The sequence below is a fragment of the Blautia marasmi genome (genome assembly GCF_900258535.1).
In the GTDB taxonomy this organism is placed as follows: Bacteria; Bacillota; Clostridia; order Lachnospirales; family Lachnospiraceae; genus Blautia; species Blautia hominis.
The window spans coordinates 2,775,419-2,787,833 of sequence record NZ_OIWX01000001.1; the positions used below are offsets into that span (position 1 = coordinate 2,775,419).

11 protein-coding genes are annotated in these 12,415 nt (G+C 47.4%); 6 read left to right on the plus strand and 5 right to left on the minus strand.

What is annotated here, in order from left to right; all coding sequences use genetic code 11:
• Positions 1-33 precede the first annotated feature (33 nt).
• The 4 genes from C6P39_RS11975 to murC form a co-directional block, all read right to left on the minus strand.
• Positions 34-1,224, minus strand: a complete 1,191-nt coding sequence (locus C6P39_RS11975; RefSeq protein WP_104803942.1) for a ribose-phosphate pyrophosphokinase — start codon at positions 1,222-1,224, stop codon at positions 34-36.
• A gap of 3 nt (positions 1,225-1,227) precedes the next feature.
• Positions 1,228-2,217 carry an ATP-binding protein gene (locus tag C6P39_RS11980; protein WP_095174757.1) on the minus strand — a complete coding sequence of 330 codons (990 nt, stop codon included), beginning with the start codon at positions 2,215-2,217 and terminating at the stop codon, positions 1,228-1,230.
• 156 nt (positions 2,218-2,373) lie between these two features.
• Positions 2,374-3,459 carry a DnaD domain protein gene (locus tag C6P39_RS11985; RefSeq protein WP_095174756.1) on the minus strand — a complete coding sequence of 362 codons (1,086 nt, stop codon included), beginning with the start codon at positions 3,457-3,459 and terminating at the stop codon, positions 2,374-2,376.
• Positions 3,460-3,888: 429 nt separating this feature from the next.
• Complete coding sequence (murC, locus tag C6P39_RS11990; RefSeq protein ID WP_095174755.1) at positions 3,889-5,268, minus strand: UDP-N-acetylmuramate--L-alanine ligase; 1,380 nt, start codon at positions 5,266-5,268, stop codon at positions 3,889-3,891.
• A gap of 239 nt (positions 5,269-5,507) precedes the next feature.
• Here murC and C6P39_RS11995 point away from each other — a divergent pair, with 239 nt between their 5' ends.
• The 6 genes from C6P39_RS11995 to C6P39_RS12020 all read left to right on the plus strand — a co-directional run bounded on the left by C6P39_RS11995 (position 5,508) and on the right by C6P39_RS12020 (position 10,906).
• Positions 5,508-6,782, plus strand: a complete 1,275-nt coding sequence (locus C6P39_RS11995; RefSeq protein WP_095176304.1) for a glucose-1-phosphate adenylyltransferase — start codon at positions 5,508-5,510, stop codon at positions 6,780-6,782.
• Positions 6,779-7,894 carry a glucose-1-phosphate adenylyltransferase subunit GlgD gene (glgD, locus tag C6P39_RS12000; protein WP_095176303.1) on the plus strand — a complete coding sequence of 372 codons (1,116 nt, stop codon included), beginning with the start codon at positions 6,779-6,781 and terminating at the stop codon, positions 7,892-7,894. The genes C6P39_RS11995 and glgD overlap by 4 nt, the downstream gene beginning before the upstream one ends.
• A gap of 85 nt (positions 7,895-7,979) precedes the next feature.
• A complete protein-coding gene (gene spoVG, locus C6P39_RS12005) occupies positions 7,980-8,267 on the plus strand; it encodes a septation regulator SpoVG (RefSeq protein ID WP_095176302.1) in 288 nt (95 codons plus the stop codon).
• Between the two features lie 303 nt (positions 8,268-8,570).
• On the plus strand, positions 8,571-9,605 hold the full coding sequence (locus tag C6P39_RS12010; RefSeq protein WP_104803943.1) for a uroporphyrinogen decarboxylase family protein: 1,035 nt from the start codon (positions 8,571-8,573) through the stop codon (positions 9,603-9,605).
• A gap of 22 nt (positions 9,606-9,627) precedes the next feature.
• Positions 9,628-10,239 (plus strand): GTP-binding protein, encoded by a 612-nt coding sequence (locus C6P39_RS12015; RefSeq protein ID WP_104805914.1) that lies wholly within the window; start codon positions 9,628-9,630, stop codon positions 10,237-10,239.
• Complete coding sequence (locus C6P39_RS12020; protein WP_104803944.1) at positions 10,232-10,906, plus strand: urease accessory protein UreE; 675 nt, start codon at positions 10,232-10,234, stop codon at positions 10,904-10,906. The genes C6P39_RS12015 and C6P39_RS12020 overlap by 8 nt, the downstream gene beginning before the upstream one ends.
• Here the strand turns inward: C6P39_RS12020 and C6P39_RS12025 are convergent.
• Positions 10,903-12,282: an RsmF rRNA methyltransferase first C-terminal domain-containing protein gene (locus C6P39_RS12025; protein ID WP_207657127.1), complete on the minus strand. Its 1,380-nt coding sequence runs from the start codon at positions 12,280-12,282 to the stop codon at positions 10,903-10,905. The genes C6P39_RS12020 and C6P39_RS12025 overlap by 4 nt on opposite strands.
• Between the last annotated feature and the right edge of the window lie 133 nt (positions 12,283-12,415).

The window sequence follows — 12,415 nt, forward strand, 5'->3', positions numbered from 1 at the left end:
ACCGCATCTTGGGGTTCTCATCCCTGTTTTCACTTACTCTTTATTTTCAAGCTGTTTTTTATGTTTTATCATCAGTTTATTGATCCTCTCCACCGGATTCAGCAGTTTGCTGATAGAGGCATCGTGGTTGAGCGTATCAATGAGAAGCGCGATATATTTGCTCATATCGCAGTTTACATAATATTCTTTGCAGAGAAGCTCGTCAGGCTGGTATACTAAGTTGGTGGTGAGCAGTCTGTCGAATTCGCCTCTCTCAAAGGCTTTGTCGAATTTTTCCATTCCGTTGGTGAAGAGACCAAAGGTGGAGCACATGAAGATCTTACCGGCCCCCTTGCTCTTTAAAAGTGCGGCAACTTCCAGCATGCTGTCGCCGGAGGAGATCATGTCATCAATAATGATCATATTCTTGCCTGCCACATCCGTGCCCAGAAATTCATGTGCAACGATGGGATTGCGGCCGTCAATGATAGTGGAGTAATCACGGCGTTTGTAGAACATACCCATATCCACGCCCAGTACGTTAGCCAGGTAAATGGCCCGTCCCGTACCGCCTGCATCGGGGCTGATCACCATAGTGTTATCACTGGTTATTTCAAGGTCAGGTTCAGCCTTGAAAAGTCCTTTGATGAACTGGTAAGACGGCTGTACCGTCTCAAAGCCTTGCAGAGGGATGGAATTCTGCACACGGGGGTCGTGGGCATCAAAGGTGATGATATTGTCCACACCCATGTTCACTAACTCCTGCAGGGCAATGGCGCAGTCCAGGGATTCTCTGCCGGAGCGCTTGTGCTGACGGCTCTCATAGAGGAACGGCATAATGACATTGATACGTCTGGCCTTCCCGCCGATGGCAGCAATGATGCGTTTGAGATCCTGGAAATGGTCATCCGGTGACATGTGGTTCGGGTGTCCGCAGAGGGAATAGGTGAGGCTGTGGTTACACACATCCACCATGACATAGATATCATCGCCGCGTACGGACTCACCCAGAATGCCCTTTGCCTCTCCGGTACCGAAGCGGGGGGTCTGTGCTTTGACCAGATAGGAGTCCCGCTCATAGCCTTCAAACTCCAGGTTGTTTTTCTCCTGATGTTCACGGTCCCTGCGCCATTTTACAATGTAGTCATCAACCCTGGAACCCAGCTTTTCACAGCTTTTCAGTGGAATGATCCCAAGGCGGCCTACGGGAAGGGAATCTAATGGAGTTGCATCTTTTGGTGACATGTTTTACTTTCCTCCTAAAAGTTTTTTTTGGATCCTTATATCATTTCCGATCAGCTTCAGCATGGTATAATTGCTGGAGATCCTGGAGAAGATACGCTCGGAATACGTCTCCAGAAAGTCTTCCATGGCAAGGTTGGTGGAAATAATAGTAGATTTATGGTTCATAATACGTTCATTGATACAGCAGAAGAGCTGGCTTGCCACAAAATTGTTGGTAAGCTCAGTTCCCAGATCGTCAATGATGAGCAGGTCACAGTCATAGATAAACCCGGCTACATCAGAGGCGGCTGCATCCTTCTGGAAGGTGTTCTTTGCCAGCAGGTCAAAGAGATCAAAGGATGAAAAATACAGCACGAAATACGCCCTGTCAATGAGTTCCTTGGCAATACAATGGGAGAGGTAGGTCTTTCCCACACCTGTGTCGCCGTAGAAAAACAGGCCACATGGATGCTCACCGAAATGGTCAATAAAATCCCAGGCCTTGTCCACTGCGTCCTGGGCCGTCTCCAGTGCGCTGAGGCCGGTGGCAGGGTTTGTGATATCCTGTGGATAATACTCAAAGGAAAAGTTTTCAAAGTTCTCTGTTTCAAGTATTTCCCTGATATTGGACTGTGTATACAGCAAATCTACCGCGGCCTTCTTAAAACAGGAACATTTTTGGTTATCTACATAGCCGGTATCCTTACAGAACGGGCAGTCATACTTCAGTTCCAGATAGTCAGGCGTAAAGCCGTGGATCTGCAGAAGCGCAGTCCGTTCTTCGGAAAGCTCCCCAATGGCGGCAGAGAGGTCAAAGTCATCCTTAGGTGAGGGGAGCAGCAGGGCCCTTGCCTTTTTCAGGCTCAGGGACGCAATCTCTCCGTCGATTTCCTGGAGACGCGGAATCATCTCATAAGCCTGTCGGATGTGTTCATCCTGCTCATGCTTATGATTCAGTTGTTTCTCGTTGTATGCGCGCATCAGCGCGTCGTATTGGAAATTGTTCAGCGACACAGTGACCTCCTTATGGTAACTAAGCAGCAGGTCTGCGCAATTGCTGCGCGACCGTAAGAGAACATTCGGCATTCAGGCAAAAATTGGTAACAGTTCACACAAGCTGAACTGTTACAAAAATTGGGCCGAAGGAAAATCTGCAAAGGGTGGTTTCCATTATTTCAGTAATTGTTTTTCCAGTTCATCCACATTGTAGGTGCGTTGGTGGAAGTTGTTGAATTTGTTCTTGGAAGGTGCCGGTTTTGGACGGGCAGCGCTGTTTTCCGCCTTGGCTGCTTTCTGCTGCCTGCGGTCTTCATCCAGCTTGTCTATGTCAGACAGGTGTTTGACACCCTTTTTCTGCCAATTATGCAGAATAGAGTCCGCATAGGCGAAATTGGGCTGGCCGGTGGCAATGACAGTACGGCTGCAGGCAGCGGATATGATATCCAGTGTGAAGGCGTACTCGTTCAGCCAGAGATTCATATAACGGATCTCTTCATCCACAGGGTTCCGGTTTTTGATGCCGAAGGCCTTGAGGATAGCAAAGAAATTTTTGTTATATGTATTGGTCTCCTGTTTTGCCTGCTTTACGGTGGTGATATTCTCCTCCGCCCAGGCAAGCGCCACTTTTTCAATATAACGGATACTGCGGCTTCCTTTGGATACGCAGTATTCGATCAAATATTCCATCAGATCCTTTGAGAAATGAAGCTCTTCGTAAAAAAAGAGGAGCTTGTTGATCTCCGTGGGAGTCAGGGTTTTTCCCAGATATTGTTCCGCAATAAACAGAAGTTCGATCACGTCATCCCTGCCGGACAGTTCTTTTACTTTGTCGGGTGACAGGGTCTTGGGTTCAGAAGTCTGGCTTTTTTCCCTGGAGGCGGCAGCCTCAGGTACCGTTTCAGCCAGTGTTTTGGCGGATGGTGCCTGAGATGTCTTTGGCGGCACAACTTTTGCTCCGCCTGTGAGGGAACGCAGCCGGAGTTCTTTTAAATTACCGCGTCCGTCAAAGGTTACATCAAGGACGCCTGTGTTTTTCCAGTATTTCAATGCGCGGAGCACATCATTTTCCGTACAGTTAAAGATATCGGCAATCGATGACAGCTCCAGAGCGGCGCCGGATACGGAAGCGCTGCGCAGAAGCCAGAGATATATTTTGACAAACTCTCCGTTGGCCTGCGGCATATAAGTATCCAGAAAATAGTTGGAGACAAACGTAAAGTCTCCGGGAAAATCATTGTGTATGATGAACTGTCCCATGTCTAACATCCTTTTCTATTCCAGAGCGTGTTTGAAATTCAAAAATATTGTGAGCCGAAAAGATTCCGACACAACAAACAGGAAAACATCTTTTCGTGTACGCCAGGCACAGACATGTCAAAAAGGTCCGCCCAAGCAAGTGTTTCCCCGTCTTTTGTAAGTATAACATATAACTTTTGAAAAGAGAATAAGCATTTTTTAGCAGAGGCCTTTGTGCGGGCATGTTGAAAATTTTGTGGGGAATGTGGATAATGTGGATAAAAAAGTGGAGTATTTTTATTAGCAACCGAAAAATGTCGAAAACATGGGGATTTTAAAGGTTTACAGCAAATTATGTTACATTATTATGTTAACTGGCTTATACCCAAAAAAATCCACATGCTTATAGGGGAGTAAATGTGTATAAGCATGTGGATAATGTGGATAACTTTACATTCCTAGCAGGTTTTCGCCGATTTTATACACATCTCCGGCCCCCATAGTTATCAACAAATCATCGTGGATACAATTTTTTAATAAAAATTCTTCTATCTCATCAAATGTGGAAAAATAATACGCATCTGTACCAAGAGAGGCAACCAGATCACGCAGATTTCGGGAGGATATCCCCAGGTTGTCGGTCTCGCGGGCTGCGTAGATGTCAGCCAGCACTACCTTGTCGGCCAGGGTCAGTGCCTCTGCGAATTCATTCAGCAGGGCTTTTGTCCTGGTATAAGTATGTGGCTGGAAGACACACCAGGTGGTTTTGTGTGGATAATTTTTGGCAGTCTGCAGGGTTGCGGCGATCTCTGTGGGATGATGGGCATAGTCGTCGATGATAGTCACGCCGGCTACCTTACCCTTGTACTGGAACCTACGGTCTGTACCGCCGAAGTGCAGAAGACCTTTTTGGATATGCTCCATGGAAAGGCCCAGTTTTTCCCCCAGGGCAATGGCGGACAAGGCGTTGGCAACATTGTGGGTTCCCGGAACAGACAGGGAAAAGCGGCCAAGTACCTCATTGCCCTTTACGCAGTCAAAGGATGCGTGGGCGAATTCGTCAAAGGTAATATTCTTAGCCATATAATCAGCCTCATGTTCCAGCCCGCAGGTGATTACTGCGCAGGAAAGACCTTCGGTGATCTCCTCATAGGCGGGGATATCGCTGCTGATGATCAAGGTCCCGTCTGCGGGCAGTTTCTCTGCAAACAGTTTGAAGGAATGGCGGATATCATCCAGGTCTTTGAAGAAATCCAGATGGTCCGCATCAATATTCAGGATAATGCTGATCTTGGGGAAAAAGCTCAGAAAACTGTTGGTGTACTCACAGGCCTCTGTGACAAAAGTCTCTGACCGGCCCACACGGATATTGCCGTGGATGGCAGGCAGAATACCGCCTACAGAGATGGTAGGGTCAGCATCAGCTTCCAGCAGAATATGTGAGATCATGGAGGTGGTGGTGGTCTTACCGTGTGTACCTGCTACAGCTACCGGTACTTCATAGTTTTTCATGATCTGTCCCAGAAGCTCTGCTCTTGTGAGCATGGGGAGCCCCTTTTGACGGGCACATGCAAATTCCGGATTATCTTCGTGGATGGCTGCGGTGTAGACCACCAGTTCAATGTCATCTGTAATATTGGAAGCGCGCTGGCCAATGCGGACAACGGCACCAAGGCTCTCCAGATGGGCGGTCAGTTCGGACTTTCTGGAGTCTGAACCTGATATGGGGAAATTTTCTTTTAAAAGGATTTCAGCCAGACCGCTCATGCTGATGCCGCCGATACCGATGAAATGAATGTGCAGCGGCTTATTAAAATCTATCTGATACATAAGGTTGTGCTTCCTTTCTCTTCTTTATTATTATATGGGGCAGTGTCAATGGGGCACTGTTTGTGTTTATTATACCTAAAAAAAGTACAAAATGAAACCCCTAGTTATAGAAATGGTTATGGGCAGGTAAAATGTCACAAAAACTAAAGTAAAGTCGAAAAAAAATTGTTAAAAATGTTCACAATTGCGATTTAGTGTGGTATAATAAAAAAATCATAGAATATACAAGAGGTGATTGCATGATTAAGAAAGAGATGATTGCAATGTTGCTCGCAGGTGGACAAGGCAGCAGATTAGGCGTACTGACTGCAAAAGTCGCAAAACCCGCAGTAACATTCGGGGGAAAGTACAGAATAATAGATTTCCCGCTGAGCAACTGCATTAATTCAGGAGTTGATACCGTAGGTGTACTTACACAGTACCAGCCGCTTCGCCTGAATACTCATATTGGCATCGGTATTCCGTGGGATCTCGATAAGAATGTTGGAGGCGTATCCATTCTTCCGCCATACGAGAAGAAAACGGATACGGAATGGTATACAGGAACTGCAAATGCTATCTACCAGAACATGGCATATATGGAAGAGTTCAACCCTGATTATGTGCTGATCCTGGGCGGCGACCACATTTATAAAATGGACTATGAGGTGATGCTGGATTACCACAAAGCGAACAAGGCTGATGTCACACTGGCATGTATGCCCGTTCCGTGGGAGGAGGCAAGCCGCTTTGGACTTGCTATCACAGATGAATCAGGACGCGTTACGGATTTTGAGGAGAAACCGGAGCATCCAAAGAGCAATCTGGCATCCATGGGTATTTATATTTTCAGCTGGCCGGTACTGAAGGATGCCCTTCTTGCCCTGAAAGACCAGCCTGGATGTGACTTTGGAAAACATATCCTTCCGTACTGCAAGGAAAAGGGCCAGCGCCTGTTTGCTTACGAGTACAATGGATACTGGAAAGATGTTGGAACACTGGGTTCCTATTGGGAAGCCAATATGGAGCTGATCGATATCATTCCTGAATTTAATTTATATGAAGAGTTCTGGAAGATTTATACCAAGAGCGATATTATTCCTCCCCAGTATATTTCCGCTGATGCTGTGGTGGAGAGAAGTATTGTGGGAGAAGGGACAGAGATATACGGCGAGGTACATAATTCCGTTATTGGTGCAGGTGTCGTTATCAAAAAAGGCGCGGTTGTGCGCGATTCCATTATCATGAAACAATCTTTCCTTGGCGAGAACTGTGTGATAGACAAGGCGATCATTGCAGAAAATGTCACAGTGGGAGACAATGTAGTCATGGGAATCGGTGAAGAGGTCCCGAACAAAGAAAAACCGGGTGTTTATTCCTTTGGTCTTGTAACCGTGGGAGAGAACACAGTGATTCCGTCCGATGTGAAGATTGGCAAGAATACTGCCATTGTTGGTGAAACATCAAGTGAAGACTATCCGGACGGCGTACTGGAGAGCGGCGAAACATTGAATAAGGAAGGTGAGACATCATGAGAGCAATAGGTATTATTCTTGCCGGCGGCAATAACAATAAAATGAGAGAGTTATCACAGAAAAGAGCGATTGCAGCAATGCCGATCGCTGGAAGTTACCGCAGCATAGACTTTGCGCTTAGCAACATGTCAAATTCCCATATTCAAAAAGTTGCGGTTCTGACACAGTACAATGCCCGTTCCTTAAATGAGCATCTGAGCTCATCCAAATGGTGGGATTTCGGAAGAAAGCAGGGAGGCCTCTACACCTTCACACCTACCATTACCGCTGACAACAGCTTCTGGTACAGAGGCACAGCGGATGCTATGATCCAGAACCTGAATTTCCTTAAATCAAGCCATGAGCCTTATGTGGTGATCGCATCCGGCGATGGTGTGTACAAGCTGGATTTCAATAAAGTTCTGGAGTACCATATTGCAAAGCGGGCGGACATCACAGTTGTCTGCACAGATGTATATGGAGATGACACCACCAGGTTCGGCTGCCTGAAAATGAATGAGGACAGCAGGATCGAAGAATTTGAAGAAAAACCCATGGTGACACGCACCAATACGGTTTCTACCGGTATCTATGTCATCAGAAGAAGACAGCTTATTGAGCTTCTGGAAAAATGTGCACAGGAAGACAGATATGATTTTGTAAAGGATATTCTCATCCGTTATAAGAACCTGAAGAGGATCTATGGTTACAAGATCAATACTTACTGGAGCAATATTTCCACTGTGGAATCTTATTATAAAACCAATATGGACTTCCTGAAACCAAAAGTAAGAGATTACTTCTTCAATCAGTATCCCGGAGTTCAGTCAAAAATAGATGATCTGCCTCCGGCAAAATACAATCCCGGTTCAGATGTGAAGAACAGCCTGGTTTCCAGTGGATGTATCATCAACGGACAGGTTGAGAACTCTGTTCTGTTTAAGAAAGTATTTGTAGGCAATAACTGCGTGATCAAGAATTCCATTATTCTCAACGATGTGTATCTGGGGGATAATACCCACATTGAGAACTGTATCGTGGAGAGCCGTGATACCATTCGTGCCAATTCCTACTATTGCGGTGAGGACGGCATTAAGATTGTAGTGGAAAAGAACGAGCGTTATGTACTATAAAAATACACAAGTAAAAAGTGTGCAGGGTGCAGTGACATCATAAGCAGGACTTTTTAAGAATGGCATATGAAAGGGGAAGGTTTTTATGAACATCACAGATGTAAGAGTAAGAAGAGTTGCGAAGGAAGGTAAGATGAAAGCTGTTGTCTCCATTACAATTGATGAAGAATTTGTAGTGCATGACATCAAGGTTATCGAAGGGGAAAAAGGTTTGTTCATTGCCATGCCCAGCCGTAAAGCAACCGACGGTGAATACAGGGACATCGCACATCCGATTAACTCTGAAACCCGTGAAAGAATCCAGGGCATCATTTTGGAAAAATACGAACAGGTACTCGCTGAGGAGCCTGTGGAAGCTGTAGTTGAAGCATAAGAAGATAGAATAGTTAGAAAAGCCGTTTGCATTCGCAGACGGCTTTTCTACTGAACAGGGGGGCCTGGCCGCAAGTGCTCCATCCGGCAAGAAACAAGACTGTCAGATTAGCATGTATTGTGTAAAAAAGGAAATGCAGGGTACAAAAGTGAGGGAAACAGAAAGTCAATTTTTGTACCCCGCAGACATAGTGCGGGAAGGTGGGAAAAGTTACAATAGAATCATAAGAATCCATGGTTCTGTCCGGGCTGAAGCGTAAATATCGTGCCGGACAGCATCTGTTTGCAAGAAGGAGGATACGATATGGCAAAAATGACAGAAAAAACAAATTATCTTATGACTCTGCGCGGGGAACAGCCGGAGTGGGTGCCCACCTACAGTTTTGGCCCTATGCCCAATATGACAAGGCCCTGCACATCCTGTATGCTGGAACCCGAGATTGTGGCGTATTTCCGTTTTCAGGGGGGCGGCAAGGACTGCTGGGGTGTCACCTATGTTCCTACCAGGGAGACAGGAAACGCGCTGCTTCCTAAGCCCGGTGAATTTATATTGGATGACATTACAAAGTGGAGAGATGTTATCAAAGCGCCTTCCCTGGAAGGGGTGGACTGGGAGGCCATGGCTAAAAAGCAGTTGGAAGGTTTTTACCGTCAGGGGGTAAACCGGGAAGATACGGCCATTGCCCTGAACCTTCACGTGGGATACTTCCAGAATCTGATGGCATTTATGGGATTTACGGAGGGGCTCTGCGCCATGGCTGAGGAACCGGAGGAGGTGTACGCGCTGTTTGATTACATGTGTGACTTTTACACAGAGATCACACGGCAGATCATTGGATATGTGAAGCCTGATGTGCTGACCATGATGGATGATACTGCCGCATGGAGGGCGCCCTTCATTTCCAAGCAGATGTACCATGATCTGGTACTGCCTTTCCACGACAGGCAGGCCAAATTCGGACGTGACCTGGGAATCCCCATTACCATGCACAACTGTGGTAAGGCGGAACCGTTTATAGAGGACTGGCTTTCAATCGGCGTTAATGCCTGGGACCCTGCACAGACGTGCAATGATCTGACAGGCATCAAAGAAAAATACGGAAACAAGCTGGTCATTATGGGGGGATTCGATCCCCGTGACCATCTGGCTGACCCAAATGTGACGGAAGAAGAGATACGCCAGACAGTGCGGGATACCATGGACAGGCTGGCACCCGGGGGCGGTTTCTGCTGGTGCGGCGGATATCTGGGAGCCATTGATGACCCGGAAGTCATTAGAAAAAATGCGGTATTGTTTGATGAAGTATTCCGTTATGGAGATAAGTTTTATAAAAAGTGATGCGGGAAGAAGTGATAAGATTATGAAGGTATTGATATTAGGCGGTTTTCTGGGCTCTGGTAAGACGACCCTCCTTCTTCAGATGGCACGGTATCTGGTGGACAGTTCCGGGTCAGGCAGTGCCTATAAGGTGGTGATCCTGGAGAATGAGGTGGGCAGGGAAGGGATTGATGACAAGCTTCTCAGGGGAAATGGATTTAATGTGGAAAATCTCTTTAACGGCTGTGCCTGCTGTACCCTGGCCGGAGAGCTGGTTTCCGCTGCCTATGAGATTGAGAAGGAATATGCCCCTGACTGGCTGATCGTGGAGACAACAGGCCTGGCATATCCGGGTTTGATCCAGGACAACCTGGCAGCGGGGATCGGAATGGAATCACGGGTGTGTACGGTGGTGGATGTATCCAGATGGAAACGGCTTTTGCATGCCATGCGGGAACTTCTCCTGGGGCAGACAGAACGGGCTGATGTGGTCCTTATGAATAAGGCGGATCTGGTGACAGAGGATATACTCCGCGAGGTGGAGAAGGATATTGAGGAGATGAACCCGGCCGCTGCGCGGATTGCCACCACGGCAGTAGGCCATGTGGATGAACATGTGTGGGATGTTGTGTTGGGAGTGATGGGTCATGGATAAAGAGGAGAAGACTTTGCAGGTGTCCGGGGATGCGCAGGAGAATCTGCCAAGATGCGGAGAGGAACAGGAAGACGAGGGGCATCATGGATGCGGACATGAACATGCAGAGGAACATTATAGATACGGAAATGAGCATGCAGAGGAGCATCATGGATACAGAGATGAACATGCAGAGGAGCATCATGGATGCGGACATGAACATGCAGATTATCATGGATGCGGACATGAGCATGTACATGAGGCGCATCATACCCATGTGCATGAGCACCGTGATGATGAGGCATGTGAATGCCCTTCCTGCACACAGAAAAGAGAAAAATTATATGTGACATCCCAGCTCCAGGACAATGCTGTGGTGGTCTCGGCGGAGTACCACACAGCGGCAGACCGGGAGCGGGCGGGAGAACTGCTTGCCAGGTATATGGAAGCACTGGCCGGTGAGATAGACAGCCGTGGCGGCATAATCGGCCATATTAAGACATCAGTGGAGGTACAGTATGTGGAAATGTATTCCCTTACAGACAAAACAGTGATGAAAAAGACATCAGAACTGCCGGAACTGACCTTATATACGGCTGCTATTGTATTCTGTGTAAAAGAAGAGGAACTGCGCTGTCTGGTCCGGGATATGTTCAGGGACATGGACAGGCAGCTCCATGAGAGTTAATGGATACGCCATCCGGCAGGATATTTATTTTTTAATGTACCGTTCACCAGTTTTCCGAATCCAAGAGGAAAGTCGTCCACGCAGATCAGCTGCCATCCTTTATCCTTTGTGCATTCACCTTTTTCCACCAGGAGAGTTTCACCCTTCAGGTAACGTCCGATGCGCTCATCCTGTGGAGAAAGGCAGAGGCGTGAAGGGAATTGACCTGCTTTAAGGGCCAGGGCCAGAGGCTGGGACGGCTCAAAACGGTTTTTCTTTAATTCCCCCAGAAACAGTCCGTTTCTGAGAAAGCGGATGCCCTTAAAGTGGTTGTCCGCAGGGGGCAGGCAGTAGACATTGCTGCTGCGCACTTCTATTCGGTCCGCGGGAAAGGGAATGTCCATTCCGGCGAAAAATTCAGTCAGCAGTTTTTGGGCTTCTTTATCAGGTTTTGTTCTGAAATCTGATAAAGTCTGCCCGGAACTGCCTTTTTTTCTCATGAGGGCCATGAAATGTCCCTCCCCATCCATTCTGTGAGGGAAGATGCGGAGGCATTTGGTGAGCTCCGGATCTCCATTTCCCCATGCAGGATTGCCTTTGGAAAACCCTTTATAACTATCCGTCTCTAAAAGCTCCATTTCCGGATATTCCTCCAGGATAAAGGAAATGGTTCCTTCATTTTCAACGGGGGAAAAGGTGCAGGTAGAATACAGCATCAGCCCTCCGGGCTTTAGCATGGAAATGGCAGACGAGATACATTCCCGCTGGAGTTTGGCAAAAAATGCAGGCCTTGTCTCGTCCCAAGTCTTGGCTACGGCAGGTTCTTTTCTAAACATTCCCTCCCCGGAGCAGGGGGCATCCACCAGTATCTTATCAAAAAACTCCGGCATGGCTTTTGCCAGAGACGCGGGGACTTCATTGGTGATAAGAGAATTTGGGATTCCGCACAGCTCTATATTTCGCTGCAGGGCTTTGGCCCGTGAACTGCTGATATCATTGGCAACCAGCATACCTTTATGTTCCAGTCCGGCGCCAAGCTCTGTGGCCTTTCCCCCCGGGGCGGCACAGAGGTCCAGCACATAGTCTCCGGGTGTGACCGGAAGGAGGGCAGCAGGAGCCATTGCACTGGGTTCCTGCAGATAATACAGGCCGGCTGCATAGTAGGGATGTTTTGCCGGATGGTCTGTTTCCTCATAGTAAAAGCCGTTTCTGGTCCAGGGCACAGGTGTCAGGGAGAAAGGGCTGATTTTTAGAAATTCCTCCACGGATATTTTCAGGGTATTGACTCTGAGGCCAAAATGCCGTGGATTTTCATAGCTTTTTAAAAATGCAGTATATTCATCCTGAAGCATATCCTCCATACGGGAGAGGAAAGCTTTGGGGAGTTGTTCGATCATAACGGTCTCCTTTTTTGTGGGCTCTGTTGTTTTGGAGTAACAGTTCAACTGTCTGCACTGTTACGTTTTGGACTTATTATAGCATGAAGGGTTTTATTGCGCTACAGAAATATCCCTTCCGGGCATTATGGTG

What these genes read in the sequence shown, in the direction of transcription:
- C6P39_RS11975 (WP_104803942.1), bottom strand. Translation starts at nt 1,224, where the DNA reads ATGTCACCAAAAGATGCAACTCCATTAGATTCCCTTCCCGTAGGCCGC.
- C6P39_RS11985 (WP_095174756.1), bottom strand. Translation starts at nt 3,459, where the DNA reads ATGGGACAGTTCATCATACACAATGATTTTCCCGGAGACTTTACGTTT.
- murC (WP_095174755.1), bottom strand. Translation starts at nt 5,268, where the DNA reads ATGTATCAGATAGATTTTAATAAGCCGCTGCACATTCATTTCATCGGT.
- C6P39_RS11995 (WP_095176304.1), top strand. Translation starts at nt 5,508, where the DNA reads ATGATTAAGAAAGAGATGATTGCAATGTTGCTCGCAGGTGGACAAGGC.
- glgD (WP_095176303.1), top strand. Translation starts at nt 6,779, where the DNA reads ATGAGAGCAATAGGTATTATTCTTGCCGGCGGCAATAACAATAAAATG.
- spoVG (WP_095176302.1), top strand. Translation starts at nt 7,980, where the DNA reads ATGAACATCACAGATGTAAGAGTAAGAAGAGTTGCGAAGGAAGGTAAG.
- C6P39_RS12010 (WP_104803943.1), top strand. Translation starts at nt 8,571, where the DNA reads ATGGCAAAAATGACAGAAAAAACAAATTATCTTATGACTCTGCGCGGG.
- C6P39_RS12015 (WP_104805914.1), top strand. Translation starts at nt 9,628, where the DNA reads ATGAAGGTATTGATATTAGGCGGTTTTCTGGGCTCTGGTAAGACGACC.
- C6P39_RS12020 (WP_104803944.1), top strand. Translation starts at nt 10,232, where the DNA reads ATGGATAAAGAGGAGAAGACTTTGCAGGTGTCCGGGGATGCGCAGGAG.
- C6P39_RS12025 (WP_207657127.1), bottom strand. Translation starts at nt 12,282, where the DNA reads ATGATCGAACAACTCCCCAAAGCTTTCCTCTCCCGTATGGAGGATATG.